Source organism: Streptomyces sp. SID14515 (assembly GCF_010548505.1).
Classification (GTDB): Bacteria; Actinomycetota; Actinomycetes; order Streptomycetales; family Streptomycetaceae; genus Streptomyces; species Streptomyces caviscabies.
In genome coordinates, this window is sequence record NZ_JAAGMH010000139.1 from 15,597 (window position 1) to 42,093 (window position 26,497).

The 26,497-nt window shown below is 70.5% G+C and carries 26 protein-coding genes and 1 pseudogene; 12 read left to right on the plus strand and 15 right to left on the minus strand.

Going from position 1 to position 26,497, the window contains the following annotated elements; genetic code table 11:
* Positions 1-24 precede the first annotated feature (24 nt).
* Positions 25-783 (plus strand): phosphotransferase, encoded by a 759-nt coding sequence (locus tag G3I54_RS33655; RefSeq protein WP_164620399.1) that lies wholly within the window; start codon positions 25-27, stop codon positions 781-783.
* A 100-nt stretch (positions 784-883) separates the two neighbouring features.
* Here the strand turns inward: G3I54_RS33655 and G3I54_RS33660 are convergent, their stop codons facing one another.
* Together G3I54_RS33660 and G3I54_RS33665 are read right to left on the minus strand one after the other, a co-directional pair.
* Complete coding sequence (locus G3I54_RS33660) at positions 884-1,045, minus strand: hypothetical protein (RefSeq protein WP_239144708.1); 162 nt, start codon at positions 1,043-1,045, stop codon at positions 884-886.
* 241 nt (positions 1,046-1,286) lie between these two features.
* Entirely contained in the window at positions 1,287-1,742 is a 456-nt protein-coding gene (locus tag G3I54_RS33665) for a VOC family protein (protein ID WP_164620401.1), read from the minus strand.
* 233 nt (positions 1,743-1,975) lie between these two features.
* Here G3I54_RS33665 and lysM point away from each other — a divergent pair, with 233 nt between their 5' ends.
* A complete protein-coding gene (lysM, locus tag G3I54_RS33670; protein WP_164620403.1) occupies positions 1,976-2,416 on the plus strand; it encodes a peptidoglycan-binding protein LysM in 441 nt (146 codons plus the stop codon).
* 166 nt (positions 2,417-2,582) lie between these two features.
* On the opposite strand, the gene G3I54_RS33675 is transcribed toward lysM, so the two are convergent.
* From G3I54_RS33675 to G3I54_RS33685, 3 genes are all read right to left on the minus strand, one after another.
* Positions 2,583-3,362: a hypothetical protein gene (locus tag G3I54_RS33675; RefSeq protein ID WP_164620405.1), complete on the minus strand. Its 780-nt coding sequence runs from the start codon at positions 3,360-3,362 to the stop codon at positions 2,583-2,585.
* 150 nt (positions 3,363-3,512) lie between these two features.
* Positions 3,513-3,743, minus strand: coding sequence for a hypothetical protein (locus tag G3I54_RS33680; RefSeq protein WP_164620407.1), 231 nt, complete (start codon positions 3,741-3,743; stop codon positions 3,513-3,515).
* Positions 3,744-3,861: 118 nt separating this feature from the next.
* Complete coding sequence (locus tag G3I54_RS33685) at positions 3,862-4,851, minus strand: L-histidine N(alpha)-methyltransferase (RefSeq protein WP_164620409.1); 990 nt, start codon at positions 4,849-4,851, stop codon at positions 3,862-3,864.
* A gap of 60 nt (positions 4,852-4,911) precedes the next feature.
* Here G3I54_RS33685 and G3I54_RS33690 point away from each other — a divergent pair, with 60 nt between their 5' ends.
* Positions 4,912-5,733 (plus strand): class I SAM-dependent methyltransferase, encoded by an 822-nt coding sequence (locus G3I54_RS33690; protein ID WP_164620411.1) that lies wholly within the window; start codon positions 4,912-4,914, stop codon positions 5,731-5,733.
* Between the two features lie 81 nt (positions 5,734-5,814).
* Here the strand turns inward: G3I54_RS33690 and G3I54_RS33695 are convergent, their stop codons facing one another.
* Both G3I54_RS33695 and G3I54_RS33700 read right to left on the minus strand, forming a co-directional pair.
* Positions 5,815-6,099, minus strand: a complete 285-nt coding sequence (locus G3I54_RS33695) for a hypothetical protein (protein ID WP_164620413.1) — start codon at positions 6,097-6,099, stop codon at positions 5,815-5,817.
* 172 nt (positions 6,100-6,271) lie between these two features.
* Positions 6,272-7,057: an SAM-dependent methyltransferase gene (locus G3I54_RS33700; protein WP_164620415.1), complete on the minus strand. Its 786-nt coding sequence runs from the start codon at positions 7,055-7,057 to the stop codon at positions 6,272-6,274.
* A gap of 454 nt (positions 7,058-7,511) precedes the next feature.
* Between G3I54_RS33700 and G3I54_RS33705 the strand changes: the two genes are divergently transcribed.
* Positions 7,512-8,414, plus strand: coding sequence for a type II CAAX endopeptidase family protein (locus G3I54_RS33705; protein ID WP_164620417.1), 903 nt, complete (start codon positions 7,512-7,514; stop codon positions 8,412-8,414).
* 175 nt (positions 8,415-8,589) lie between these two features.
* Here G3I54_RS33705 and G3I54_RS33710 read toward each other — a convergent pair whose 3' ends face one another.
* The 4 genes and pseudogenes from G3I54_RS33710 to G3I54_RS33725 all read right to left on the minus strand — a co-directional run bounded on the left by G3I54_RS33710 (position 8,590) and on the right by G3I54_RS33725 (position 12,263).
* Complete coding sequence (locus G3I54_RS33710) at positions 8,590-9,828, minus strand: ABC transporter permease (RefSeq protein ID WP_164620419.1); 1,239 nt, start codon at positions 9,826-9,828, stop codon at positions 8,590-8,592.
* Positions 9,825-10,552 (minus strand): annotated as a pseudogene (locus G3I54_RS33715) (ABC transporter ATP-binding protein). Before G3I54_RS33715 ends, G3I54_RS33710 begins: the two are co-directional and overlap by 4 nt.
* Positions 10,549-11,628, minus strand: coding sequence for a peptidoglycan-binding protein (locus tag G3I54_RS33720; protein ID WP_164620421.1), 1,080 nt, complete (start codon positions 11,626-11,628; stop codon positions 10,549-10,551). The pseudogene G3I54_RS33715 and the gene G3I54_RS33720 overlap by 4 nt, the downstream one beginning before the upstream one ends.
* Positions 11,625-12,263 (minus strand): hypothetical protein, encoded by a 639-nt coding sequence (locus G3I54_RS33725; RefSeq protein ID WP_164620423.1) that lies wholly within the window; start codon positions 12,261-12,263, stop codon positions 11,625-11,627. Before G3I54_RS33725 ends, G3I54_RS33720 begins: the two co-directional genes overlap by 4 nt.
* A gap of 134 nt (positions 12,264-12,397) precedes the next feature.
* On the opposite strand from G3I54_RS33725, the gene G3I54_RS33730 reads away from it, so the two are divergent.
* The 7 genes from G3I54_RS33730 (at position 12,398) to G3I54_RS33760 (ending at position 19,356) form a co-directional block, all read left to right on the plus strand.
* Entirely contained in the window at positions 12,398-13,108 is a 711-nt protein-coding gene (locus tag G3I54_RS33730; RefSeq protein ID WP_164620425.1) for a response regulator transcription factor, read from the plus strand.
* Positions 13,109-13,134: 26 nt separating this feature from the next.
* Positions 13,135-14,679 carry a HAMP domain-containing sensor histidine kinase gene (locus G3I54_RS33735; protein WP_343240495.1) on the plus strand — a complete coding sequence of 515 codons (1,545 nt, stop codon included), beginning with the start codon at positions 13,135-13,137 and terminating at the stop codon, positions 14,677-14,679.
* Positions 14,676-15,173: a GerMN domain-containing protein gene (locus tag G3I54_RS33740; protein ID WP_164620427.1), complete on the plus strand. Its 498-nt coding sequence runs from the start codon at positions 14,676-14,678 to the stop codon at positions 15,171-15,173. Before G3I54_RS33735 ends, G3I54_RS33740 begins: the two co-directional genes overlap by 4 nt.
* A gap of 220 nt (positions 15,174-15,393) precedes the next feature.
* A complete protein-coding gene (locus G3I54_RS33745) occupies positions 15,394-15,960 on the plus strand; it encodes a hypothetical protein (protein WP_164620428.1) in 567 nt (188 codons plus the stop codon).
* A gap of 123 nt (positions 15,961-16,083) precedes the next feature.
* Positions 16,084-18,285 (plus strand): glycoside hydrolase domain-containing protein, encoded by a 2,202-nt coding sequence (locus G3I54_RS33750; RefSeq protein WP_164620430.1) that lies wholly within the window; start codon positions 16,084-16,086, stop codon positions 18,283-18,285.
* Positions 18,286-18,299: 14 nt separating this feature from the next.
* Positions 18,300-18,638: a hypothetical protein gene (locus G3I54_RS33755; protein ID WP_164620432.1), complete on the plus strand. Its 339-nt coding sequence runs from the start codon at positions 18,300-18,302 to the stop codon at positions 18,636-18,638.
* 67 nt (positions 18,639-18,705) lie between these two features.
* Positions 18,706-19,356, plus strand: coding sequence for a hypothetical protein (locus G3I54_RS33760; protein WP_164620434.1), 651 nt, complete (start codon positions 18,706-18,708; stop codon positions 19,354-19,356).
* Between the two features lie 140 nt (positions 19,357-19,496).
* Here the strand turns inward: G3I54_RS33760 and G3I54_RS33765 are convergent, their stop codons facing one another.
* The 4 genes from G3I54_RS33765 to G3I54_RS33780 form a co-directional block, all read right to left on the minus strand.
* Complete coding sequence (locus tag G3I54_RS33765; protein ID WP_164620436.1) at positions 19,497-20,186, minus strand: hypothetical protein; 690 nt, start codon at positions 20,184-20,186, stop codon at positions 19,497-19,499.
* Positions 20,183-20,614, minus strand: a complete 432-nt coding sequence (locus tag G3I54_RS33770) for a hypothetical protein (protein WP_164620439.1) — start codon at positions 20,612-20,614, stop codon at positions 20,183-20,185. The genes G3I54_RS33765 and G3I54_RS33770 overlap by 4 nt, the downstream gene beginning before the upstream one ends.
* Before the next feature lie 20 nt (positions 20,615-20,634).
* Positions 20,635-22,971: a glycoside hydrolase domain-containing protein gene (locus G3I54_RS33775; RefSeq protein WP_164620446.1), complete on the minus strand. Its 2,337-nt coding sequence runs from the start codon at positions 22,969-22,971 to the stop codon at positions 20,635-20,637.
* Between the two features lie 452 nt (positions 22,972-23,423).
* Complete coding sequence (locus G3I54_RS33780; RefSeq protein ID WP_164620448.1) at positions 23,424-24,023, minus strand: TetR/AcrR family transcriptional regulator; 600 nt, start codon at positions 24,021-24,023, stop codon at positions 23,424-23,426.
* 176 nt (positions 24,024-24,199) lie between these two features.
* On the opposite strand from G3I54_RS33780, the gene G3I54_RS33785 reads away from it, so the two are divergent.
* Positions 24,200-26,482, plus strand: coding sequence for a glycoside hydrolase family 3 N-terminal domain-containing protein (locus G3I54_RS33785; RefSeq protein WP_164620450.1), 2,283 nt, complete (start codon positions 24,200-24,202; stop codon positions 26,480-26,482).
* Positions 26,483-26,497: the final 15 nt, after the last annotated feature.

The window sequence follows — 26,497 nt, forward strand, 5'->3', positions numbered from 1 at the left end:
TCATCCCCGGGATACTGGTCGTCCATGGATGAGGTCGAAGTGGTCGTCGCCCATGGCGAGCGTGCGACTCTGCGTGTCGGTGACGTGTTCCTGAAGGTGGACGCCGATCAGGCGCGTATCGATGCCGAGGTCGAGGCGATGTCCCTCGCCCCGGTCCCGACCCCGGAGGTCCTGTGGCGCAAGCCGCCCGTGCTCGCGATCGCCGCGGTTCCGGGGGCGACGCTTGGGCGCCTCGGCGGGGCGTCGGCCGGGTCACAGGCGGCGTGGGCCGCGGCGGGCGCCGCCATCCGGAAGCTGCACGACGCGCCGCTGCCGCCCCGGACCGGCCGGGCAGGCCGAAGCAGCGTCGCGCTGGCGGCGGAACTCGACGACGAGTGCGCGTCGCTCGTGACGAACGGCCTCCTGCCCGCCGACCTGGTCACCCGCAACCGGCAGGTCGCCGAGGCCGCGCTCCGGCCGTGGACCCCGGCGTTCACGCACGGCGACCTGCAGATCGCACACGTCTTCGTCGACGGCGACGAGGTGACGGGCATCATCGACTGGTCCGAGGCGGGCCGGGGCGACGCCCTGTACGACCTCGCCACCTTCACGCTCGGACACGAGGAGCACCTCGACGACGTCCTCGCCGGCTACGGCTACGGCACCGACGCCGATGTCGACCTCGACGTTATCCACGCCTGGTGGTCGCTGCGCAGCCTGCTGGCGGTTCGCTGGCTGGCGGAGCACGGCTTCGACCCGTTCGCTCCGGGCTGTGAGGTCGACGTGCTGAGATCCCGGATGTGAGCTGCGCGGGCCTGATGACACGCATGCGTTCTGACCGCGTGCTGATCCGACCGGTGCGGTCGAAGCACAGGATCAGACGCACAAGAGCACACGCACAGGATCAGAGAGGCGCCATCTCCAGCTCACCGATGACCTCCAGGCCGACCTGCGCTGCCAGCCATCCGGCTCGCCGGGCTTCGACCTGGTTCACGTGGACGTACACCGTGTGGTCCGCAGCGGGCTCTTCAAGGCAGAGGTCGCGGGCGTTGACACAGACCGTCACATAGGCGCCTCGGGAACCCCCGGGGGGACGGAGAGTCGCCGTTTCGTGAGGAGCCGTGCGGGTCGTCCGCAAAGGACCACCAGTCGGCATCCGGCATTGCTCCGTTCAACCGCTCCAGCTCATTAGGCGTGGAGACTCGTGCTTCGAATCGGAGGGGGCGACTGTGCCGGTCGCAGCCGTGAGCGAGCAGCTGTGACCGACACTGACACCGACACCCGCACCGACACCGTCGCATCGGCCCTCAGATCACGTCGAATTCGTTGCCCTCGGGATCCTGCAGGGCGGCGGCGTAGAAGCCCGCGTCCGGCTCATCCTTGATCCGCAGCACCGTGGCGCCGGCTTCGACCAGCCGTTCCACCGTGGCCTTGACCCGCTGGGCGCGGACCTCCAGCGGGACGTCACGGCCCCCGCCGACCTTCAGGTCGAAGTGCCAGCGGTTCTTGGCGGCCTTCGGCTCCGGAACCTCCTGGAACCACACCCTCGGGCCGCGCCCCGCAGGATCGATGATCGACTCCGGTACGTCCCCGGCACCGGGCGGCAGCTCTTCCGCGGGCACCCCCATCGACGCCCAGTAAGCACGCCACGTGGCATGCCCGTCCGGCGCGGGCTCGGGTACGTAACCCAGGGCCTCGGACCAGAAGGCCACCATGCTCTGCGGATCGGAGCAGTCGATCGTCAGCTGCAGCGTCATCTCCATGCCCCGAGCGTCCCAGACGGGTCCGACAGTCAATACGCCTTCACAACAGGACCGGGATGCATGGCCGTCGGCCTGACGAGCAGGGTGCTCGGGGTCCGCGCCGTGTTGGCCAATTCGAAGGTCGTCGTCCATGCTCCGACGTCGTTGTCCTGATCATCCGGCGTTCAGTGCCGGGACGGGGCGGCGTCGATCGCTGACCTCGGGTATCGACTACCTCACAGGAGCGTTTGCGCATGGCACTGCACTCATTCGTCAAGGACGCGGGCGAGCGACTGATCGACTTCACCACCCCGGGGAACGCCAGGGCCGAAGAGCAGTTGAAGGAGCACATCGAGTCGGTGGGACTCGGGGCGCCGAACATCTCGGCATCCGTCGAAGGCGACACGGTCGTCCTGCGGGGGGAGGCTGCCTCGCAGGCGGAAGCAGAGAAGCTTGTACTCGCCACGGGCAACATCAACGGTGTCGCGAGCGTGGATGACCAGCTGACGGTCACAGGGCCTGCCGCTGCGGCGTCCCGCTTCGTGGCTGTTCGGGAGGGCGACATTCTTTCCGCCATCGCGAAGGCCGAGTACGGGGACGAAGGCCGCTACCCAGTGATCTTCGAGGCCAACAGGCCCATGCTGAGCCACCCGGACAAGATCTACCCCGGGCTGGTCCTTCGGCTCCCCGCCTGACCCGGGCGCATCACCCGTACCGCCGGTGTGCTCACGAGGCACACCGGCGGGCCTGTTCGGGTGGGCTGTGGGCGGCACCTGGGAACACGTCCCGGCAGCACTGCTGGGCTCACCGGTATTCCGCCGGCCCGTACGCCCGTACGCCCGTACGCCCGTCGGGACGGCCCTACCGCACCTCCACTCGGTCCCCGGTCGACGACTTCGCGCCGGAGGTGGTGTTGCCGAAGTACGTCCAACGCCACGTCCCGGACGTGGTGGCCTTGACCGTGGTCTTGAGCGCACCGGTGCTGTTCGACTTCACCTTCTTGACCGTCTTGTACGAGGAGGCGCCCGCCGCCTTGAACTGCAGGCTCACCGTGCGACCCCCGTAGCCCTGGTACGTGTGGGTGTTCCAGTTCGCCCGGGTGACCTTGCCGGTCACGGTGATCGTCCCGCCCTTCTTGACCGGCTCCGGGGAGGCGTTGACCGTGACGCGGGTGGCTCGCTTGACCTGCAGCGGGAGCTTCTTGTCGTCGACGTCCTCGGCGCCCTTGGGGAGGTGCACCTTGGCCGCGGTCTTCCAGGTGCCCGCGTCCTCGTTGCCGAAGTCGTAGTGGCGCGGGTCGATGGTCAGCCACTCCTCGAAGTCGCAGATGCCCTTGGCCTTGTCCACGACCCTGCAGTCGCTGGTGATGATGGAATTCCAGAGCGTTTCGCTGGAGCCCACCTTGCCCCGGTAGGGGTACACGATCGGCCCGGACTCGTACTTCAGTTTGGTCGTCATCCGGAAGGTCACGTACACCTCGACCTCCTCCTTGACCCCGAGCACGATCGGCTTCCCGCCGTTCACCGTGACCCGGCTGAAGGCGACGCCGCCCTCCGCCGCCCCGGCCGGTACCGCCGCCACCCCGGTGAACACGGCCGCCGCCCCAGCGGCCACCGTCGCTCTCCACACCGTCTTCCGCATCGTCGTGTCCCCGCCCCTGCTTCTCGTCTGCCGGAGGTCCGGTCCTCGCGGCTGACTGTGGGACCGGGGAGGGGCGTGCGGGGTTGTACGCGGGGCGGCAACGATTCGATCACCGGGGCGTCGCCCACAGGCTCCGGTCCTGGGCGTCTCCTACTGGAAGAGGGCCCAGTTGCCGCGGATGGGGAGGGGGTAGCCGGAGTCGGCGCGGACGTACTGGTCGTCCTTGAACAGGTAGCCGACGGCGGGCTGGTCCCTGCGGTTGAGCGCCGCGTCGATGCCGCGGGTGAAGGAGTCCGGCAGCCCGGACCAGTTGCCCGCGATCGACTTCCCGCCACTCCGCGTCCGCCGCGGACCGCGGCTGCGCAACGGCGAGCGGAGCACCCGCCCGGAACCCCGGCCCGGCGAACTCGTCCTGAAAGGCTCCCTCGTGAGTGAGCGGCGGGGCGCGGTCCCGGGGCGGCGGGGCGGCAGTGCGTCACCCGCTGGTTCGACCGCTGGTTCAACCGCCGTTTCGACGGGCGAGCAGGAGCATGTAACGGTCGGTGGGATCCGGCAGGCGTCGCTCCGTGTCGAACCCGTGAGCCGCCAGTTCGCCGTCGAGATGCGCCGGGGTGAAGCGGGCGGCGACCGCCGCGCGCAGCACCTGGTCCGGGGCGAAGGCGAGCCGGTGCGGGTCCGGGCTGCCCGGGAGGGTGACGTATTGGCGGGTGAAGGCGCGCAGGCCGATCTCCACCCGCCTCTTGTCGGCGTTCCAACCGACTTGGTGGGCCCAGGCGTTGAGGTCGAAGTCGGCGCCGAAGTCGCGGTTGAGGATACGCAGGCAGTGCAGGTAGAAGGTCTCCATGAGGCCCGCTGCGTCGCGGTAGGCGGCCGTCATGGCAGCGGGCTCCTCCAGGAGCAGAGGTACGCCCAGGAGCAGGGCGTCGCCCGGGTGCAGGCCGTGGGCGAGCCGTGCGAACAGGCCGTGGCGCTCGTCGGGCAGGAGGTTGCCCAGGGTGCTGCCGAGGAAGGTGGCCAGCACCGGTCCGGGGCCGGGGGCGAGGAGCTGCGGGGGCCAGGGACGGGTGAAATCGGCGGCCACCGGGCGGACGTCGGTGCCGGGCGAGGCGCGCAGAAGCCGGTCGGCCAGGCTGTCCAGGGCGCCGCTGCTGAGGTCGACCGGCCGGTAGGCGGCCGGGGCGGGCATGTGCCGCAGCAGCGGCAGCGCCTTCTCCCCGCTGCCCGCGCCGAGTTCGATGAGTGTGCGGGCCCCGGTGGCGGCGGCGATGGCGGGCGCGTGGGCGCGGAGCAGGCTCATCTCCGCGCGGTCGAGGTAGTACTCGGGCTGTTCGCGGATCCGGTCGTAGAGGGCGCTGTTGTGCCTGTCCCACAGCAGCCGGTACGGCAGGTGCGGCGGGTCCGACGTCAGGCCCTCCGCCAGGTCGGCCGGTGACTGCGCTGCCCTGTCCCGCCTCAGGGCGGGAGGGGTCGGCACGAAAGAAGCAGGCATCACAGACCCCATGCGGAACGTGTCTAGGTGGTTACCGAGCGTCAGTATAGGGTGCGGTTCGTGAGCACAGACGTGACGACGGAGATGTACGGAAGCCGCCTGTACGGCTTCGATCAGCCCTTGGAGCGCGAGCGCATCGGCCTGATCGGCGAGGTCTTCGACCCCTTCACCCGGCGGCGCCTTGCCGACCTCGGCCCGCTGAGCGGTCTCCGCTGCCTGGACGTGGGCGCGGGCCCCGGCACCGTCGCCGCCTGGCTGGCGGACCAGGTCGGTTCCTTCGGCGAGGTCGTCGCCCTCGATCGCGACACAAGCCTGCTCCGCGAGGCCGCCCACCCCGGAGTGCGGGCCTGGCAGGCCGACATCCACGCCGCTCCGGACGCCGAACTCCCTGCCCCCGGCTTCGATCTCATCCACGCCAGACTGACGCTCTGTCACCTCCCCGGGCGCGAGGAGGTGCTGCCCCGCCTCGTGTCCATGCTCGCCCCCGGTGGCCTCCTCCTTGTCAGCGACGTCATCAACACCATGGCCTGCGCCTCTCCCCACCCCGCGGTGCGTGCCCTCACCCGCGCCTACGACCAGGCCCTCGTCACCACCCTCGACAGCGACCTCAACTACGCCCGCTCCTACCCCGCGCCGTTGGCCGCCGCCGGACTCACCGGCATCGGCATGGCTGCCGACGTCCCCCTGGTCCGCGCCGACCACCCCACTGTCCGCTTCTGGACACTCACCTTCAGCGCCATGCGCACCGAGATCCTCGCCACCGGCCTCATCGACGCCGACGGCTTCGACGCCGCCATCGGCCACCTCCAGGCACCCGCAACCCATGAGCTCGGCTACACCCTCGTCACCGCCTGGGGCCGCGCCCGCGCCGTCGCCCCGTAGCCGTCCGGCCGATCATGTGCCCATCGGCCGCCGACCTGTGACGAGGTCGTACGGCTCCGCACATGACCGGCCGGACAGGCCCTAGCCGGCGGTGCTGGCCGCCGTGCAGTCCGTCGACTTCGGGCCCGTGGGCAGATCAGCGCCCAGGACGGCTGGGGAGATGTCGCAGACATTGGCGTTGACGTGTTCGGCGGGGCTGACGGCCCCGGCGTCGGTCTCGCCGGCCTCCGGGGGTGCGAGGACGGGGCCCACGAGTGACGCCAGGCCGTTGCCCGTCGGGGCGTCGTCGGCGACGGCGGCCGTGGTGGACGCCATCGCCATGGAGAGGGCGAGGAATGAGGTGGTCAGGACGCTCTTGGTGTTCATGGGAGGTCCAACGCCCCACCCGGAGAACGGTCACGAGGCGGCGTTCGCGCGGCTGTCGTGATCCATGCGGCGGGGGTACGGGGTCGGCCCGCGCCGAGGCCGACCCCGTACCCTCGCCGCCGTCCTGGCGGGAGCGCGTGGCCGCCGAAGCCCGTGCCGAAGGGGCTTCCGGTTACGGGACCCGGGCCACGGCCACGTAGATGCCGCTGTGCTCCTGCTTGGGCGCGGGGGTGCCGTTGAACCACTCCGGGGCCTTCACCAGGCCGGGGGCGGCGATCTCCAGGCCCTCGAAGAATCGCGTGAACTCCTCGCGGGTCCGCAGGGCCAGCTGGATGCCGCCCTTCTTGTACTCGTCCTCGCTCTGCTGTCCGATCTCCTCGTTCACATCGGACGCGCCGTGGGACAGCACGACGTAACTGCCGGGGGCCATGGCGTCCGTGAACGTACGGACGATGCCGATCGGGTCCTCGGCGTCCGGCAGGAAGTGGAGGAGGCCGAGGAGCGACAGGGCTATCGGGCGGTCGAAGTCCAGGGTCTCGCGGGCCGCGTCCAGGATGATCGCGGGCTCGCGGACATCGGCGTGGACGTAGTTCGTCACGCCCTCCGGCCGGCTGATCAGCAGCGCCTCCGCGTGGCGCAGGACGATGGGGTCGTTGTCGCAGTAGACGACCCGGGCGGTGGGGCGGATCTCCTGGGCCACCTGGTGCAGGTTCGGCGCGGTGGGAATGCCCGTACCGATGTCCAGGAACTGCGTCACGCCCTCGCCAGCCAGCCAGGCCGTCGCGCGGTTCATGAAGGCGCGCTGCTGGTGCGCGCCGATCTTCGCCTCGATGGGCAGGAGTTCGGCCACTTCCTGGTCCACGGGGTAGTTGTCCTTGCCGCCGAGCAGCGCGTCGTAGACCCGGGCCGAGTGGGGCTTGCTGGTGTCGATCGGGGGGTGAGGCGCCTGTGCCGTCATACCGAACTCCAGATACACGTGGTGTGGACCAGTCAGTCGACGCAGTCTGCCACAGCAACCCCGTTGAGACGGATGGGTGTTCGGTTGTCCGGTCGTCGCGTGTGGCCAGGAGGGGAAGACCCGGCTGCGGGTTCCCCTGTGCGCCGCTTCTCGATCCACTCGTGACCGTGGCGTTGCGGTGGCCGTGAATATGCTCACCCCGCCGCTCATCGCTTTGACCTCGTACGCGTGCGCGCCCAGGATCGGCGGTGTGAACCCTGACGTGCCCCCGCCCCCGCCCCCGCCCCCGTCCCAGCCGCAGCCGCAGCCCGAGCCTTCGTCGCCCTGGGCTCCGCCGTCGTCCTCGGCCGAGCCACCGCGCCCGCCCGAACCCGGCCGACAGCAGGACTGGCCGCAGGGGTGGCAGCAGGGGTGGGACAAGCCTCCGGAGTGGAGTCGTCCGCCTTCCGGGCCGGTGCGCGCGCCCTCGGGCTCGCGCTACGACGAGCAGGGGCGCAACGGGCAGGGCGGACGGTTCGGCTGGCTGGGCGAGCTGTCCGTCGTCGTGGCGCTGGTCGTGGCGGGCGTCCTGGTCGTCAGCATCGTCGGGTTCGTCGTCGCGGAGCTGCTGGACGCGGGGCCCGCGTCGGCGGACAGCGACCTCTTCTTCGAGGACCCCGTCGCGGATCTGGTCGTCCAGCTCCTCGGCATCGCGATCGCCATACCCATCGTCCTCGGGGCCGTCCGTCTGCTGGGCCGGCGGCCCGCCGGGACCGTCTCCTCCGTCCTCGGGCGGCTGCGCTGGGGCTGGCTCTGGCGGTGCGCCGCCGTGGCCCTTCCGCTGATGGTCGTGCAGATCGGCCTGCTGATCCTGTGGACCTGGAACGACGAGCCGCTCGGGGAGTCGGGCACCGGCTTCCCGGGGTGGCCCGTCTTTCTGCTGAGCCTGGCCGTGGTGCTGGCGCTCGTCCCGTTCCAGGCCGCCGCCGAGGAGTACGTCTTCCGGGGCTGGCTGGTCCAGGTGATCGGGCGGGTCGTGCGTACGCCGTGGCCCGCGATCGTGATCGCCTCCCTGCTGTTCGCCCTGGCCCACGGGTTCGGTGAACTCTCCGGGTTCCTCTTGCTGTTGTACTCGGCGCTGTGGTGGGGCTGGCTGGTGATCCGTACCGGCGGTCTCGAAGCCGTGATCGTCATGCACGTCGCGAACAACCTGCTGGCCTTCGGCCTGGCGGCCGGCTTCGGCGAGCTGGCCAGCACGGAGACGGCGGCCGACGCGCCCTGGCAGGCCATGGTGATCGAGCTCGTCTTCGCCCCGCTGTACTGCCTGACCATGGCCCGGATCGCCGGCCGCCGCGGGGTCGAGCGGGTGGGCCCCTGACCCGGCCGCCGCGGGGGCGAGCGAGTGAGCCCCTGACCCCGGCCGCTTCCGGGGCCAGGGGCTGCGCCCGCACGTCGCGTGACCCGTGGCCCGTGACCCGTGGCCCGTGCGGGCCGCACCCTCATGTCCCGTGACCCCGTGACCCCGTGTCCCGTGGCCCGTGCGGGCCGCGCCCTCACGTCGCGTTCAGTGCCGCCGTCGGGTGCAGGCGGGAGGCGCGGATCGCCGGGTAGAGGCCCGCGACCACGCCGATCAGCAGGGTCGCGGCCAGGCCGCCCGCCAGCGACCAGGGCGGGACCACCGCCGTCCACCCCTGCACCTGCGCGAACCCGTACGTCGCCGCCGCGCCCAGCAACGCGCCCGTGACGCCGCCCAGGGCCGACAGCAGCAGCGACTCGGTCAGGAACTGGAGACGGATCGCGTTGCGCGTCGCCCCCAGCGAGCGGCGCAGGCCGATCTCCTGGCGGCGCTCCAGCACGGAGATGACCATCGTGTTGGCCACACCCACCCCGCCGACCAGCAGCGCCACCGCGCCGAGCCCGAGCATCAGCGTCGTCAGCCCCTTGTCGGCGGCCGCCCGCGCGGCCAGCGCGTCCGAGGGGCGCGAGACCCGGACACTCGCCTCGTTGCCGGGGCTGACCGTGCGGGCCAGCACCGCCCGTACGTCCTCGACCGAGGCGTCCGTGGAGCGCTCGAAGATCGTGGTGGGGTGGCCGTCGAAGCCGAAGTAGCGTTCGGCGGCCGGGAATCCGATCAGGGCCACCCGGTCCAAGGTGGGCACCAGCTCGATCGGTTCGAGGATCCCGACGACGGCCACCCGGGTGTCGTTCAGCATGATCGTCTCGCCGGGGCGGGTGATGCCGAGGCGGTCCGCCGCCACCGCGCCCAGCACGGCGGTGGGCAGCCGCTCGCCGGCCGGGGTCAGCCAGGTGCCCCGGGCGACCTCGCCGCCCAGCGTGGAGAGCAGGTCGGTGCGGGCCGCCTGGGTGGTGACCCCGGCGGTGCGCTCCTCGGGCACGACGTCGCTGCGGCGGATACGGGCGTCGACGTCGGCGGTGGCCGTGGCGTGCCGCACCGGGCCGATCCGCTCGACCATCGCCACCGCGTTCCTGGGCAGCTCGACCGTGCCGCCGAGAGGGTCCTCGCCCGCCTCGGCGGTGAGGAGGTTGGTGCCGAGGCGGTCCAGGCGGGACATCAGGTCCGCGCGGCTCGACTCGGACAGGCCGACGACCGCGACCATCGTCGCGATGCCGATGGCGATGCCGAGCGCCGAGAGCACCACCCGGGCCCGGCGCGCCCGCAGGCCGACCGCACCGACGCGCAGGACGTCCCGGGGGGAGAGGCGGGCGGGCTCGAGGACATGGGTCGTGCTCCGGCTTCCCTGGGTGTGGGCGTGGGTGTGGGTGTGGGTCATGAGCCCGCCTCCGTACGTGCCGTGGAGCGGTCGTCCGCGACGATCTCGCCGTCCCGGAAACGGACCCGGCGCGGCAGCGAGGCCGCGATCTGCTGGTCGTGGGTGATCACGCAGACCGTCGTGCCGGACGCGTTCAGCTCGTGCAGCAGCTCCATGACGATCACGCCGGACGCGGTGTCCAGCGCCCCGTCGGCTCGTCCGCCAGCAGCAGCCGGGGCTCGCCCACCAGGGCGCGGGCGATGGCCACGCGCTGCTTCTCGCCGCCGGACAGCTCGTTCGGGGTGTGCGAGGTCCGGTGGTCCAGGCGTACGCGGGCCAGCGCCGCGCGCGCCCGGTCGCGCCGTTCCCGGTTGCCGACGCCCGTGTACAGCAGGCCGTCGGCGACGTTGTCCACCGCGCTCCGGCCCGCCGCCAGGTGGAAGTGCTGGAAGACGAAGCCGATGTGGCGGGCCCGTAGTGCGGAGAGGCGGGCGTCGGAGAGCGCGGACACGTCGTACCCGGCGACCCGGGCCGTACCCGTGGTGGGCCGGTCGAGGGTCCCCATGACGTTCAGCATCGTGGACTTGCCGGAGCCGGACGGGCCGACCACCGCGAGGAGTTCGCCCTCGTGGACGGTGAGGTTCACGGCGCGCAGGGCGTGGACCCCGCCGGGGTAGGACTTGGCGGCGTCGCGGAGTTCGACCACCACCGGTTGCGGCCGGGCTCGCGGGTTCTGGAGGCTCATGGCTTCGCCACTCCCACCTTCACGCCCTCGCGCAGCTCCGCGCCGCTGACCTCGATCTGTCCGTCCGCCGTCATGCCCGTCTCCACCCGGACCGTCGTGGACGTCGTGCCCCGGACGATCTGGAGCCCGTAGCCCCCACTCTCGCCGCGCAGGGCGACGACCGCCTCGACGGGCACCGCGAGGACGCCCTTGCGGGCCTCGCTGACGAACGTGACGCTCGCCGTCGCCTCGGCGTCCTCGCCGGACACGGCACCGGAACCGCCGTCGAGGACCACCTCGACGGTGATGCCCTCCTGGGCGTCGCCCTCCGCCCCGTCCTCCTCCGGGCGCACCGTCCCGGCGACCTTCCCGGCCACGGTCTTCCCGCTCGGCAGGGCCACCTCCACCTTCGTGCCGCGTGCGGTGAGCGCGCCGTCGGTCTGGTCCAGGAGGGCCCGGACGACCGGCTTGGTGGAGGCGATCGTCAGGACAGGCCCGTCCGGGCCGACCTGGTCGGCGAGGGCCGCGTCGGCGGAGACCACCTTGACCGGGCCGGGCTGGAAGACCACATCGCCCCGGCCGACCCTTCCGGTGGTCTCGCGGTTGAGGTCCTTCTGCCACCGCTCGACGGCCGCCTCGGTGTCCTTGCCGTACTCCGTGTCGACGTACAGCCCGGTCCCGACTCCGTAACCCAAGTCCCGCAGGTTGCGCTCCAGTTGGAGGACATCGCTGCCCCGGTCGCCGACCTTCATCTCGCGGAACGCCGGGACCGGCCCGTAGAGGAGCGTGACCGGTTTGTCGTTCAGCTCGTACAGGGCCTGCCCTCGCCGTACGGTCGCCCCCTCGGCGGCCGCCACCGTGACGGTGCCCTCCACGGCGGCCTTGACGACGCGGCGCCGGGCGAAGTCGATCCTGCCGTCGACGGTCTTCGACAGGACGAGGTCGGTGCGGACGACGGCGGCCGTGGCGGGCGGCAGGCCGTCGCCGTCCTCACCCGGGCTGCCCGCCCCGTCGCCCGCGCCGAGGAACAGGACGCCCCCGGCGACGGCGGCGGTCACCGCGCCCAGTGCGAGGAGTGCGGTGGTGGAGCGCCTCACTGCATGCCGTCCAGACCGTCGAGCAGCTTCGTACCGCACGCCTCGCGGGCCTTCTTGTACGCGGGGGAGTCCGGGTCGTAGACGGGGGAGCCCGGGTTCGGGTCGCCGCCCGGTATCGCGTTGCCGCCGGACATCACCGGGTTGGTGAACCGGCTGATGCCGTTGTCCCGCATGCACTGGGCGTGCGCGAGCATCGACTCGTAGGACTTCTGCTGGTCGCGCTTGGGCTCGACCGCCATGGCCGCCTTGAGCTCGTCCACGCAGACGTTGTTCTTCCCGGCCTTGATGCCGTCGTTGCGGCCGGGCCGGGAGCCGATCTCGCTGATCTTCGTCCAGTCGAGATGGCCGCTGAGCTTGGGGTCGGGGTAGTCCTTGTAGCCGCCCTTGGCGCGCATGCACCGGACGAACGCGACCTGGGCGTCGTAGAAGGCGCTCCTGCCCGCGGGCTGTGTGCTGGGAGAGGCGCTTCCGGACGCGGACGGCTCGTCCTTCGCGGTCGGTACGTCGGCGATCGCGTCGTGGCTCTTCGTCCCGTCGGCGGCGTCGCCGCCGCCGCAGGAGACGGTGAGGGCGAGTACGGGCACGGCCACGAAGGCGGCCAGGCGGAGCCCGGCGGTGGTGGTGGGGAAGGTCATGGGCCTCACGCTGGCCGCCGCGCGTGATGGCCTGTCCATGGCCACATGATGAGAACGTAACAATGCCTTCGACCTGCGCTTCCGCCCCTGGGGGAGGAGGCGTGGACGGCCGGGGCGTGCGCATAATCGGGCCCATGCCGCATGTGCTGCTCATCGAGGACGACGCGTCCGTACGGGACGGGATGGAGCTTGTGCTGCGCCGGCACGGGTACGGCGTGGAGACGGCCGCCACCGGCGAGGAGGCCCTCGCGCTGCTGGCCGGGGAGCGGGGCGAGCGGGTCGAACTGGCCGTGCTGGACCTGATGCTGCCCGGCATGGACGGCTTCGAGGTGTGCCGTCGCATCCGGGCCCGTACGGCGACGCTGCCCGTCATCATGCTGACCGCGCGCGGCGACGACCGGGACATCGTGACCGGGCTGGAGGCGGGGGCCGACGACTATGTGGTCAAGCCGGTCACCGCGCCCGTCCTGGAGGCCCGCATTCGGGCCGCCCTGCGCCGCGCGGAACCGGCCCCGGGGCAGGGCGCGGACGCCGACCACGCCGACCGCTCCGACCATGCCGGTCTGGTCATCGACCGGGCAGGGCTGACCGTCGCCAAGCACGGCACGGCCATCGCCCTCCCGCCCACCGAACTGCGGGTCCTGCTGGAGCTGTCGGCCGCTCCCGGCCGCGTCCTCACCCGGGAGCAGCTCCTCGCCTCGGTGTGGGACCACACGTTCCTGGGCGACTCACGGCTGGTCGACGCGGCGGTGGGCCGGCTGCGGGCCAAGATCGAGGACGTACCGGCCAGGCCCCGGTACGTCCAGACCGTGCGCGGCTTCGGCTACCGCTTCGGGCCGCTGTGAGACGGGGAGCGGTGAGACGGGCCGCTGTGCGACAGGGCGCTGTGCGGCGGGGCGCGGTCCGGCGCGGCTCCCGGCGGCTCGTCGGCGGGCTGCGGGTGCGGCTCGTCGTCACGTTCGTCCTCGTCGCCCTGGTCAGCGCGGTGACCGCGACCGCCCTCGCCTACCGGGACGCCCGCACCGCCGTCCTCCAGCGCACCCAGAACACCGCCGTGGACGACCTCAGGGAGCGGGTCGCGGCGGTCGCGGCGGGGTTCGACCTGCCGCCCGACCAGCAGTCGCTGTCCCGGTTCGCGGCGAAGGTCTCCGAGGGCCTGGGCGCGCGGATCGTGGTCGCCCGGCACCAGGACCTGTCCGCCGTCTCCGACGCGTACGCCGACACGGAGGGCCGGATCACCGCCGAACTGCGGGCCGCCGTACGGGCCGGGGACGGGGCCCGGTTCCAGCGGGTCCAGTGGCGCGGCGAGCCGTATCTGGTCGTCGGCACGCCCGTGACGTACGCCGACGGGGACCGGCGCACCTCGGGCCTGGAGGTCTTCGCCATCACCGACCTGCGGGCCGAGCGCGACGACACCGCCGCCCTGCTGGACTCCGTACGGACGGGGACCGTGCCCGTGGTGGTGCTGGCCGCGCTGCTGGCGCTGCTGGCCGCCGGAACGGTCCTGCGGCCGGTGCGGAAGCTGGGGCGGGCCACCCGCGAGCTCGCCGCCGGCGACCTCGGCAGCCGGGTGGCGGTCCGCGGCCACGACGAACTGGCCGACCTGGCGCGGACGTTCAACGAGACCGCCGACGCACTCCAGGTGTCCGACGCGGAGTTGCGGGCCCAGGAGGCGAAGGCGCGGCGGTTCGTGGCGGACGTGTCGCACGAACTGCGCACGCCGCTGGCGGCGATGACCATGGTGGCGACCGTCCTGGAGGAGGACGCCGACCAGCTGCCGCCGGACGCCGCCCACGCGGCGCGCACCGTCGGCGCGGAGACGGCCCGGCTGTCCCGGCTGGTCGAGGACCTGATGGAGATCTCCCGCTTCGACGCCGGGGCGGTCCGGCTCGACGCGTCCGCGACGGACCTCGCCGACACCGTACGGGCGTCGCTGGCGCTGCGCGGGTGGACGGACCGGGTGACGCTCCGACTCCGCGAGGACGTAACGGCCGTGGTCGACCGGCGGCGCATCGACGTGATCGTGGCGAACCTGGTCGGCAACGCGCTGCGGCACGGGGCCCCGCCGGTCACGGTCACGCTGGCCGCGCCCGAGGACGACCGGGTGACGCTGGAGGTCGCCGACCGCGGTCCGGGGCTGCCGCCGGAGGCCCGGGAGCGGGTCTTCGACCGGTTCTACAAGGCGGACGCGGCGCGCACCCGGGACACGGCCGAGGGCAACGGGCGGGGAACCGCCGACGGAGGTCAGGGCAGCGGTCTCGGCATGGCCATCGCGCTGGAGAACGCCCGGCTGCACGGCGGCACGATCGAGGTGGCCCAACGGCCGGAGGGCGGCGCGGTGTTCACGCTGATCCTGCCCCTGCCCCTGCTCCGGCGGCGTGCGGAGGAGGAGCGGGAGGGGGAGGGGACCGGATGAGGCGTCGGCAAGGAGTGGTTCTCACGGTGCTGGGGGCCGCGCTCGTCGGGTGCGGGGTCCAGCCGACCGGGGTGATAGACGCGGGCGAGCCCGCGTCCGGGCTGACGCGCGGGATGCGGCTGTACTTCGCCTCCGACACCGGGCTGCGGGCGGTGCCGCTGCTCGACCGGGACATCAGGGAGCTCGGCGCGGCGCTGAAGCTGCTCGCCCAGGGGCCGACGGCCGCCGAACGGCGCGAGGGTCTGACCACGCTGGTCCACGCCCCCGGAGGCTATTCCGTGACCGGTGACGGCACCCGCGTCACCGTGGAGCTGGACGGCCCGTACTGGTCGGAGGCCGGCGACCGGGCCACCGGCCAGCTCGTGTGCACGCTGGCCGGCTTCCAGTCCGTACGGGAGGCGGATGTCCGGGCGGACGATGTTGAGGTGACGATCCGTCCGGGGGAGGGGCCGGTGCTGGGGCCGCTGGGCTGTGCGGAGTTTCTCGACCGCTGAGGGGCCGAAGGAGGATCGCCGACGAGCAGGCGGTCAAAAGGTTGTATGGCCCGAATTCCCTTTGATTAACGCTTGCGTTGCAACAAGGCCTACTCCTCGGCGCATGTGTCAGAAGTCCGACACCTCCCCTTGCCGAAGCCGATGATCTTCGTGAAAAGTTGATCATGTTCGGATCAATCGATTCGTGAAACTCGGACGGGACACAACCATGATTTTCTCCATGAAAATGCGGCGTATCGCCGTCGCCGCTCTCACCTCTCTCGCCCTGCTGGGCTGGGGCTCGCAGGCGACCGCGACCGCTGTCGAGCAGAACAGCGACCCGGTATGGAACCTCAGCGAGACGATGCCGCAGGACATGCGGGACTTCGTGACCACGTACTACCCGGACGGTCCGCCCCAGGACATCAGAGCCAGAGGGTCCATCGGTGAGGCGTGCACCGGCAAGCTGTACCAGGGGATCCCGCTGCCGATCGGCGTGAACCCCTCGGTGCGCAAGGCCACGCTCTTCACCTACTGGAACGCGAGCACCGGCACGTCCTGCGCCCTCATGGACAACAACACCGGCGGCGCCAAGTACATGGTGCTGCAGCTGTGCGCGAACAGCTTCCCGTCCGGCACCAACCAGCCGTGCATCACCGACGCCGGGAACTTCAGCCAGTACGCGGGCCAGGTCAAGCTCTATGCCACGGACCACGCCGGCATCTGCGACCCGGTCTGGGCCTACATGCGGGATTCCGCCGGAAAGGTCCTCGTCAATTACTCGACGAACGTCGGCGGCTGTCACTGACCGCAGATCCGGTCCAGCACACCTCCTGGCGGTCGCTGACGACCGCTCCACGGTGGCCGCTCCCGCGCTTTCCCGCGGGGGCGGCCGCTCATTCGCGCGTTCCTTCGGAAGAGAGGAATTCTCATGGCCGACGAGATGGTGCTCCGCGCCCAGAGATTCGTGAACACCACGTACAACAACGGCGCCACCCTCGGCATATCCAAGCTGACCGAGAACGGCCAGACGGGCTGGCCCGTCATGTACGCCCTGACCCGGGCGCTCCAGTACGAAATGGGCATCACCGCACTCTCCGACTCCTTCGGTCCGACCACTCTCGGAAAGATCGGTGAGCTGTACGGCAAGATCGACGAGAACACCGCCCCGTCCGCGAACTTCTGCCGCATCATCCAGTCCGCCCTCTACTGCAAGGGCTACGACGGCGGCGAGATCGACGGCGTCTACAACGACAGGGTCAAGGCCTCGGTCGCCAAGCTCCACCAGAACATGGGCGTCGAGGCCGTCTACCCGGGCGGCGCCCTGTGGCCGAAGACGACCAAGGGCCTGTTCAACATGGACGCCTACGTCACCGTCAGCAACGGCTCGGACAGCATCCGCTCCATCCAGCAGTGGCTGAACGGCCGCTATCTGCTGCGCAAGGACTTCTACGTCATCCCCTGCGACGGCCACCACTCCAGGGACGTCGCCAGGTCCATGCTCTTCGCGATCCAGTACGAGCTGGGCATGGCGGACGGCACCGCGAACGGAGTCTTCGGCCCCGGCACCCAGTCCGGCCTGAAATCCCACACGGTCTCCGTCGGCGCCACCGGAGTCTGGGCGCAGCTCTTCACCGCTGCCATGATCCTCAACAAGCGCAACGTCTCCTTCGGCGGCTTCACCGCCGCCGTGAAGACCGGTGTGGAGAGCTTCCAGTCCTTCTCCAAGCTGCCGGTCACCGGCCAGGGCGACTTCCAGACCTGGGCCTCGCTGCTCGTCTCCTACGGCGACCAGTCCCGCAAGGGCACCGCCTGCGACGGCGTCACCATGGTGACACCGGCCCGTGCACAGGCTCTGAAGTCCGCCGGCTACCAGTACATCGGCCGCTACCTCTTCAACCCCTCCAGCACCTCCCTGCCGGAGAAGCAGATACAGCCCGGCGAGCTGGCCACCATCAAGGAGTACGGCCTCCGCTGCTTCCCGATCTACCAGACCTGGAGCCGCTCGGCCGACTACTTCCGCTACTCCCAGGGCTGCATCGACGCCACCAACGCCATCGAGTGGGCCAGGATGCACGGCTTCAAGCCGGGCACGCTCATCTACTTCGCGGTCGACTACGACGCCATGGACGGCGAGGTCACCGACTACGTCATCCCGTACTTTCGCGGCGTGGCGCGGACGATCGGCGAGAACTCGGGCTACCGGGTCGGCGCCTACGGCCCCCGCAACGTCTGCCAGCGCGTCGCCGACGCCGGTCACGCCGAGGTCAGCTTCGTCTCCGACATGTCCTCGGGCTTCTCCGGGAACCTCGGCTACCCGCTGCCCAGCAACTGGGCGTTCGACCAGATCTCCACGATCACGGTCGGATCGGGCAGCGGAGCGATCGAGATCGACAACAACATCGCCTCCGGACGCGACACCGGCCAGGGCGACTTCGACCCCGGCATACCGGTGGAGAACGATCTCGACGTCGACTTCGACAAGAGCGGCTACCGGTCGGCGCTGCTGAACGACGTGCGGACGTACCTGACTTCGATCGGCGTCCCGGAGACCGGCGGCGAGGGCTGGACGGTGGACGGCGACTGGGTCACGTACAACGTGGTGAGCACGACGGAGGCCTTCGACAGGATCATGGACGCCGACTGGCTGTTCACGAACCTGGCGCGCACGCTCAAGCTGCGCAAGGCCCTCATCCAGGCCCCGGTCCTGTGGGAGCTGCGCAAGCTGAACGCGCTCGACGCGCTGGCCGACGAAGGCGTCAAGCTGGGGGTGCTGGACGACTGCAGCACCGGGTGGGGGCAGATCTTCGCCAAGTTCGCCATCGAGGCCCGCAACTACTGCATGCAGCAGGGCATCATCAACGGCACTCCGCTGACCGCCGAAGACACGAGGGACGTCTGGAACAAGCTCCAGGAACCCGAGTACAACCTCCCGTCCATCGCCTACCTGACGATCTACAACGCCCACCAGATCAACAGGCCCCGGCCGAACCTGACCACCAGCCAGGCCGACTCCCAGGCGATCCTCGCCCGCTACAACGGCACCGGGGACGACGCGGCGAAGTACGGCCGCGAACTGATCGGCCTGTACAACGTGCTGGAGAACTACAACCGGCTCAGTCGAGCCAGCTGAGCCCGGGAGGTCCGGTGAAGAACGCGCGGCTCTGGAAGTCCTTCGTTCCGGTGGTGGTGAACCTGCTGTTCGGGATTCCGGCGGTGGTTCCGATCTTCCTGATCTGGTACGTCCTGTCCAACGGGCCGCTGGCGGAGCTCGGTTGGACACAGCGTGACCCGAACGAGGACGACGGGATGCTGCTGTGGCTGGTCATCGTCGTGCCGGTGGTGGCGTGCTTCGGAGGGGTCTGGACCCTGATCAACCTGTGGATACGGCGCAGGCTGATCACCGGAGCGGCGCCCTACCCGTACTGGTCGGTCTCGGTGGCGCTGACCCTTGCCCCGTTCTTCCTGGGCATCGGATTCGGCTGAGCGAACCCTGCCGACGAACTCTGCCGACGAACTGTGCTGAACGAGATCCGAGAAGAGGAAAAGAATCATGAGCGACGGAATATCGCGACGGACCGTGGTGCGGACCGCGGCCGTGCTGGGCGCGATGGCGGCCGCCGGCCTGGCATCGGGGCCGACCGCGGCATCGGCGGCCGACGGTACGAAGACCTGGAAGAAGCCCGCCGCCAAGCGTCCGGAGACGACTCCGAACGGCTGGCCGGTGCAGGCGAACACCGACCGCGACACCCAGGTGTGGACCCGCGCGGTGGCCGGCGCCGGACTCACCGTGCCGGTGTGGATCGGCGATCCGGAGGCCATCCTGCTGCACGTGGTGCGGCGGTATCACTACGAGGTGGCGGAGATCCGGTCCGGTGAGCTGGCCGGCTGGCGGCGGGCGGGCAGGGCCGAAGCCGGGACGCCCGAGGCGAACCTGGCCTCCGGCACCGCCGTCCGCATCCGCCCGGGGGCGTCCGCGCCGGGGAGTCTCTTCCCGCTGGAGAGGACGACGGTGCGGGACATCCTCGCCGACTGCGCGGGCGTGGTCCGCTGGGGCGGTGACGACGCCCGGGCGGACGAGTCGCTGTTCTATCTGGACGCCGGACCGCAGGACCCGCGCGTGCGCGAGCTCGCCGACCGGCTGCGGCGGAGCGAGGCGGTTCCGGGCCGGGGCGCGGGCCACCCGGTGGCCCTGGCGCGCTGACGGCGCGTCGAGCACGGCGAAGGCCGCACTCCCCTCGGGGGTGCGGCCTTCATCCGCTGCCTACGGGCGGCGGGGTGGGCGTCAGAACGTGTGCCGGGTGATCATGGCGTTGCCGCCGAGAGATCGCGCGGCACGCCGGGTCAGGCCTGCTGGCTCTTCGCCAGCGCCTTCGACGCCTTGACGCGCCGGGGGTCCTCGACGTTCTGCGTCCCGGCGCCCTTGCCCGGAGTGATCTGCCACTCCCCGAGCTTCGCCGCGACCCGTTCGAGCTGCCGCGACCCGGGCGGAACGTCGATGAAGAACGTGGATTCCCTGGCCGGTGTCATGTCACCGCCCCACTTCACCACGCCTTCGAGTTCCGCCAGGATGTCCCGGATCGCCGTGACCTGGTACGGGAAGAAGTTCCCCGTGACCCCGAGCGGGTAGTTCTCCGGATACAGCGCCAGGGCGGTCCCCGACAGGTGGTTGGACTCGAAGTCCGCACCGACGCCGCGATCGGCGTGCCGGCCGACGATCTCGCCGCGCTCGCGCTCCAGCCGGGCGACGTCGTAGTGGAACCGCTGGGCCACATAGGCCAGGACCGTCGCCGTGTCCCCTTCGCGCAGGACGACGGTCAGGCCTGTGCCCTGGATGTCGTGGGCGGCGGTGAGCGAGGAGCGGGCGTCCGGGATGCTCCAGCCGTTCGCCGAGGTCGATCCGCGCCAGGTGGTGTCCGCGGCGACGGCGGTCGCCGGAGCCAGCAGCGCGCCCGCGCCGGAGACCATCGCGGCTCCGGCGGCGACGCCGGAGAGCTGCTTGAGGACGGTGCGACGCGAGAATTCGGTGGTCATGAGGTCCCTTCGGGAAGGTGTCGTGCCCGCAGGCGCAGGAACGCGGCGGCACAGATCAGGACGACGGCAAGACCGGCAAGCACGTGGACGAGCACATTGACCGACGCGGAGAGGTGCTCCACCGTCGAGCCGTCGGAGTAGACGCAGGCGTTGCGGAGCGGCCAGAAGTCCTGCCGCAGGCTCGCCAGGGGGGCGCCGGAGGCGGCCCTGTCCTCGCACAGCTCCGGGAACGGCCCGCCGAGGGTGACGGCGAACCAGCCGTAGCAGTACACGGCCATGGCCGCGGAGCCGCAGAGCAGGGCGAGGACTCCGCAGATCCTGGCCCGCGGACGGGGCGGGTTCCTCAGCAGAAGAACGACCACCAGGACGCATGCCGGCACAGCGGCCACACCGAGGAGCAGAAGCAGGCCCATCAACGGTGCCGGCATGACATCCCTTCCTTCATGATTCAGCGGGTGACTTCCTGGTCGATGAGCTTCTGCAGAACCTCCGCGAACCCCCGGTAGAACTCGTCCATCACGGAGTCGGACTCGTTCCAGGGCTCCTTGAAGAGCGGGCAGTTCCGCTGGACCAGCAGGGCACGCGTCTTGGACAGCAGAGTGTCGTCGATCTGGTCCTCGATGAACGCCTTCGACGTCTTCTTGACGCCGTCGGTGGTGTTGCCGAACCTGGCCGCCAGGAAGTCGCTGAATCGCGTCAGATGACCACCGCCGAGCAGGATGCTCCTGAGTTCGGCGACGACGTTCGTACTGCCGGCCTTCAGCTTCGTCGCGACCGTGAACCCGTCGATGTCCTCGATCAGGTCGCTGAGCGAGAACGTGGACGCGACATCGGGCCTGGCCAGGTTCTTGCGGCAGAAGTCCAGCGGAGAGGCGTTGTCGGAGCGGCTCCACTCGCCGTAGAACGTGAGCAGGTCCCCGCCCCAGCTCGCGAGCTCGGCGCGATTCGCCTTGCCGACACCGGCGTTCCCCTTGAGGTAGTAGCCCGCGGCACTGGCGATCAGATGGTCGGGGCTGATCTCGACCCCCATCGACGGGTCGATGTACGACTGGTCCCGCGCCCGGCCGAGTCCCCGGTCACGCGCGAACTGGATGAACGCGGCGTCCACATCACCGAACAGCGATCCCCAGCGGGAGTCGGTGTACTTGTCCCAGCGCATGAACTGCAGCGTCAGTTCGTTCGCGTTGCCCTTTCCGTACGCGACGGCGGCGTCGTACACCTTCTGCGCGTACGCGATGAACGCGTCGACCGTCGAACTTCCGGGCTGATTCACCGAGTTCTGACCGAAGTCCGAGCCGGGGCGGTGCGCGACCCGGTCCAGTGCGAACGAGTCCGAACCCGCGGAGAACTCGAACTCCTTGATCTGGTTGAACGTCCAGTTCTGCGGCAGCGGGAATCCGAGGTTGCCGGAGAATCCGTAGGACATGCCCGAGACGAAGGCGTACGGAACATACGCGTCGGCGGAGACGCTCGCGCACACGTTCCGCGAACCGTACACGCCGGTGATGTACTTGCTGCCGTTCCCCTTGAGGGCGTCGTTCACGCCGAGGAAGTAGTCGACGATCTTGCTCATGTCCGCCTGCGTGGCGTCGTAGTCGACCGCGAAGTAGATCACCGTGCTCCGGTTGAATCCATAGCCTTCGGCCCGTTCGTGCGCCCTGCGGCCGTGGTAGTAGCCGTTGGCGTACGAGAAGTCCGCGAGGCTCCGGGCGTCGTACTGCCAGATCGGGAAGACGCGCAGACCGGCGGAGAAGATCGCGTCCAGCTCTCCGGGCTGGATCTCCTTGTTCAGGGTGCTGTTGGCCGGCTCGTCCAGGTAGCGGCCCACGGCGCGGTAGCCGGCGCTGTAGAGCGCCTTCGCCCGGGAGGCGGTGATGGTGAACCGGGTGTCGCAGCAGTTCACGTCCCGGTCGGGATTGCCGTAGGAGACCAGCAGCTGCGCCCAGGTGTCGAAGTCGGCCCTGCCCGTCGTGCCGATCGCGGAGAAGCTCTGGAACTTCTCCACCCAGCTCCGCAGCTTCGGGCCGAACTCGTAGCTGAAGCTGGCTATGTCACCACTGGTGTTGGACGGTCCGTTCGCCACACAGGCGGCCGAGAACAGCTGCACCCAGGTGCCGGTGTCGCCCTCGGCGAGCGTGTGGGACCGCAGGGCCGCCTCCGTGGCGGGACCGAAGACGCCGTTGGCCGAGCCCTCGGGAATTCCCGACTCGTACTGGATCCCCTTCATCAGGGCCTGCTGGACGTCACGGGAGAAGAATCCGTCGCACGGGCCGATGAAGAAGGTCGACTTCTTCCAGTAGCGGGCGTTGAGCCACTGCTGCATGAGGCGGATCTGCTCCAGCCCGCCGGACAGGAAGATGTAGGCGTCCATGGTGAGCAGGGCCTTGAAGACCTTGGCCGGCAGGGCATTGCCGATGTCCGTCGAAGGAAGACCCATATTGGTCATCATCGCCTTGAACCCGCCCAGGGTGGCCAACGACATGTCACCGTCGATGACCCCGGCGCTGTAGCCCTTGCACCACAGGCCGGACTGGATGATTTTGACGATGTTCTTGTTCGACTCACCGACGGTGATGGGCCCCTTGGCCTCCAGCATCGCCAGCGTGGTGGGGCCGAAGGAGTTGGAGAGAGCCGTGATCCCGAGCTCGTGCTGAAGTGCCCGGGTCAGGGAGTACATGGTGTTCCAACCGGTCTTCCCGTCCTCCGTCACGGGGTTGTATCCGGCGACGTTCTTGTACGTCGCGTTGACCCACTTCTGGGCCTGGAGAACCATCTCGTCAGCCATGGAGGCAGACCGCTCCTTCAACTCTTCGATGTGTGCGGGTAAGTGCCGGGCACGTGTTTCGGGTAGCTCTTCGGGCAGCACTGCGAGCGGCCCGTCGGGCCGGATGATGTGAACGGTGAGGGTCTCTGCGGCGGCATTCCCGCGAGAGCGATGAAGCAATTCCTTTCAGGTATGCCGAACCCCGTCGGCACTCCTATGGGCCTTCCGCATCGACTCCCGGCGCATCGACATGCGCTCCGGGTGCGCCTCTCGGACTTTAGCCCGAGTCGATCACCAGGTCTACACCTGCCGACCTCACTTATGACCATTCCGTGCGCATCGGCCGCACATCCCTGTTCTCGATTGCGGCAATTGCGGCAAGAGTTCCGACACGATGGGGCATCGGATGGGGCATCGGATAGGGAAACGGCCTTACACGGCAGAATCGGAGAAACAGGATCTGCGGTGAAAAGTCAGAAGGGCACGGTCAATTGCGCCCGGACGTGCGCCCGCAGCACTCCCGCCATGTCCGTCGCGCAGTCGCTGATCAGCCACTGGATCTGGAGGCCGTCCATCAGCGCGATGAGCTGCTGCGCGGCCGCCGACGGATCGACGTCGTCCCGGAGTTCGCCCGCCTCCCGGGCCTGGCGGTAGGCCCGCTCGGTGTTGGCGACCGAGGTGCGGTAGCGGGCCTCGAAATACGCGTGCGCCGGATGGTCGGGCGATGTGGCCTCCGCCGCGACCACCGAGAACAGCTCGACGATCCCGCGCCGCTTCGCGTTCAGCTCCGCGAGGTCGGTCAGCCGGCGCAGATGGTCGATGCCCCGCGTCACGCCCAGGGACAGCCACTCGTCGTCCACGTCGTCGCGGCGCTGGAGCACGGCGAGGAGCAGGGCCTCCTTCGTCGGGAAGTGGTGCAGGAGGCCCGGGTGGGAGATGCCGCAGCGGGTGGCGATCACCCGGAGCGAAGCGCCCCGGTAGCCGGCCTCGCCGAACAGGGCCATCGCCTGGTCGAGGATCTCGGTCCGCTTGGCCCGGCCCTTGGCGTAGCCGCGCCCCGGTCCGGAGGTCACGCGCCGTCACCCGCCGTCGTCCGCATCCTCGTGCGCATCGGACACCTCTCTCGCTCCACCGCTCCGGCCCAGATTCTCGCAGGACCGAATCCCGGTTCCCCCAATACTTACCAAGCGGTCGGGATTGAGCGTACGGTACTGCGAGTGCCGTCGTGGCCGTCGTGAAAGGAAGTCCTGTGGGTCCCAAGCCGCCGTATCTCGACCCCGAGCTGCCCGTCGCGGAGCGGGTCGCCGACCTCCTGGGGCGCATGACGCTGCCCGAGAAGGTCGGCCAGATGCTCCAGCTCAACGCCAAGGAGGGGGTGCGGCACCTCGTCGAGGACCTGCACGCCGGCTCGATCCTGCACGCCTCGCCGGAGCGGGTGCGCGAGGCCGCCGCGCTCACCGCGAAGACCCGGCTGCGCATCCCGCTGCTCGTCGCCGAGGACTGCATCCACGGCCACTCCTTCTGGGAGGGCGCCACGATCTACCCGACGCAGCTCGGGATGGCCGCCACCTGGGACCCGGAGCTGGTGGAGCGGATCGCGCGGGCGACGGCGGTCGAGGTCGCGGCGACCGGCGTGCACTGGACGTTCTCGCCGGTCCTCTGCATCACCCGGGACCTGCGCTGGGGCCGGGTGAGCGAGACCTTCGGCGAGGACCCGTTCCTGATCGGCGAGCTGGCCTCCGCGATGGTGCGCGGCTACCAGGGCGACGGCCTCGACGACCCGACCGCGATCCTGGCCTGCGCCAAGCACTTCGCCGGGTACTCCGAGACCCAGGGCGGCCGGGACGCCAGCGAGGCGGACATCTCGCGGCGCAAGCTGCGCTCCTGGTTCCTGCCGCCGTTCGAGCGGGTCGCCAAGGAGGGCTGCCGTACGTTCATGCTCGGCTACCAGTCGATGGACGGCGTGCCGATCACGGTGAACAACTGGCTGCTCAACGAGGTGCTGCGCGGCGAGTGGGGCTACACCGGGACGCTGGTCACCGACTGGGACAACGTCGGCCGGATGGTGTGGGAACAGAAGGTCTACGCCGACTACGCGCAGGCCTCGGCGGCGGCGGTCCGGGCGGGCAACGACATGGTGATGACCACGTCGAACTTCTTCGAGGGAGCCCAGGAGGCGGTGGCCCAGGGCGAGTTGTCGGAGGCGGAGATCGACGCCGCCGTACGCCGCATCCTGACGCTCAAGTTCGAGCTGGGCCTCTTCGAGAACCCCCGCCACCCCGACGCCGACCGGCAGGCCGCGTTCATCGGCAGCGCCGCGCACGCCGAGCTGAACCTGGAGGCGGCCCGCCGCTCGCTGGTCCTGCTGACGAACGACGGCACGCTGCCGTTCGCGGGCGGCCTGGAGGCCGAAGGGGAGGGCCGGGCCACCGGGCTCGGTCCCCGTACGGTGGCGGTCATCGGCCCCAACGCCGATGACGCACAGACCCAGTTGGGCGACTGGGCGGGCTCCTCCGGGCAGGCCGACTGGCTGCCGGACGGCCAGCCGCGCGCCATGATCCGTACGGTCCTCGACGGCTTCCGCGACCGGGTGCCCGCCGACTGGACCGTCTCGTACGCGCCCGGCGCCCGGATCCTGGATGTCGGGCCCGATCCGGAGGGGGAGTTCTTCCCGGACGGGCAGCCCCGCCCGGAGGTCGTCCACCCGGCCGCCCCCGACGCGGAGTTGATCGCCGAAGCCGTCGCCGCCGCCGAGGCCGCCGACCATGTGGTGGCCGTCGTCGGCGACCGGATCGAGCTGATCGGCGAGGGCAAGTCGACGGCCACCCTCGAACTCGTGGGCGACCAGGTCGCGTTGCTGGACGCGCTGGCCGCGACGGGCAAGCCGTTCGTCGTCGTGGTCATCAGCTCCAAGCCGCTGGTGCTGCCGCCGTCCGCGCTCGGTGCGGCGGCGATCGTGTACGCGGCCAACCCGGGCATGCTCGGCGGCCCGGCCGTCGCCGAACTGCTCCTCGGGCTGATCGAGCCGACCGGCCGGCTGCCGCTCTCCTTCGCCCGGCACGCGGGCCAGCAGCCGACGTACTACAACCAGGTGCGCGGCCAGCACGGTACGCGCTACGCGGACCTCACCCAGCGCCCGGCGTTCGCGTTCGGCGAGGGGCTGAGCTACTCGACGGTCGCCTACACGGACCTGGAGGTGCTGACGGCGGTGGTCGACGAGTCGGAGACCGTACGGGCCCGGGTCACGGTGACCAACACCGGTGCGCGGCCCGCGCTGGAGACGGTCCAGGTGTACGTGAGCGACACGGTGACCTCGGTGACCTGGGCGGAGAAGGAGCTGAAGGCCTACCGCCAGGTGGAGCTGGCCCCCGGGCAGTCGCGCGAGGTCCTCTTCGAGCTTCCGGCCGCGGACTGCACCCTCGTGGACGCGGCGGGCCGCCGCATCGTGGAGCCGGGCCGCTTCGAGCTGCTGGTGGGCCCGTCGTCCCGCGACGAAGCCCTGCTGCGGGGGGAGTTCACGGTCAAGGGCTGAGCCCCGGACCGTGAC

Excerpts from the sequence above, each read along its gene's own strand:
- G3I54_RS33775 (WP_164620446.1), bottom strand. The coding sequence starts at position 22,971 with ATGGCTGACGAGATGGTTCTCCAGGCCCAGAAGTGGGTCAACGCGACG.
- G3I54_RS33730 (WP_164620425.1), top strand. The coding sequence starts at position 12,398 with ATGCCGCATGTGCTGCTCATCGAGGACGACGCGTCCGTACGGGACGGG.
- G3I54_RS33665 (WP_164620401.1), bottom strand. The coding sequence starts at position 1,742 with ATGGAGATGACGCTGCAGCTGACGATCGACTGCTCCGATCCGCAGAGC.
- G3I54_RS33695 (WP_164620413.1), bottom strand. The coding sequence starts at position 6,099 with ATGAACACCAAGAGCGTCCTGACCACCTCATTCCTCGCCCTCTCCATG.
- G3I54_RS33770 (WP_164620439.1), bottom strand. The coding sequence starts at position 20,614 with ATGCCGGCACCGTTGATGGGCCTGCTTCTGCTCCTCGGTGTGGCCGCT.
- G3I54_RS33685 (WP_164620409.1), bottom strand. The coding sequence starts at position 4,851 with ATGCCTGCTTCTTTCGTGCCGACCCCTCCCGCCCTGAGGCGGGACAGG.
- G3I54_RS33765 (WP_164620436.1), bottom strand. The coding sequence starts at position 20,186 with ATGACCACCGAATTCTCGCGTCGCACCGTCCTCAAGCAGCTCTCCGGC.
- lysM (WP_164620403.1), top strand. The coding sequence starts at position 1,976 with ATGGCACTGCACTCATTCGTCAAGGACGCGGGCGAGCGACTGATCGAC.
- G3I54_RS33760 (WP_164620434.1), top strand. The coding sequence starts at position 18,706 with ATGAGCGACGGAATATCGCGACGGACCGTGGTGCGGACCGCGGCCGTG.
- G3I54_RS33725 (WP_164620423.1), bottom strand. The coding sequence starts at position 12,263 with ATGACCTTCCCCACCACCACCGCCGGGCTCCGCCTGGCCGCCTTCGTG.
- G3I54_RS33700 (WP_164620415.1), bottom strand. The coding sequence starts at position 7,057 with ATGACGGCACAGGCGCCTCACCCCCCGATCGACACCAGCAAGCCCCAC.
- G3I54_RS33675 (WP_164620405.1), bottom strand. The coding sequence starts at position 3,362 with ATGCGGAAGACGGTGTGGAGAGCGACGGTGGCCGCTGGGGCGGCGGCC.
- G3I54_RS33655 (WP_164620399.1), top strand. The coding sequence starts at position 25 with ATGGATGAGGTCGAAGTGGTCGTCGCCCATGGCGAGCGTGCGACTCTG.
- G3I54_RS33745 (WP_164620428.1), top strand. The coding sequence starts at position 15,394 with ATGAAAATGCGGCGTATCGCCGTCGCCGCTCTCACCTCTCTCGCCCTG.
- G3I54_RS33710 (WP_164620419.1), bottom strand. The coding sequence starts at position 9,828 with ATGACCCACACCCACACCCACGCCCACACCCAGGGAAGCCGGAGCACG.
- G3I54_RS33750 (WP_164620430.1), top strand. The coding sequence starts at position 16,084 with ATGGCCGACGAGATGGTGCTCCGCGCCCAGAGATTCGTGAACACCACG.
- G3I54_RS33740 (WP_164620427.1), top strand. The coding sequence starts at position 14,676 with ATGAGGCGTCGGCAAGGAGTGGTTCTCACGGTGCTGGGGGCCGCGCTC.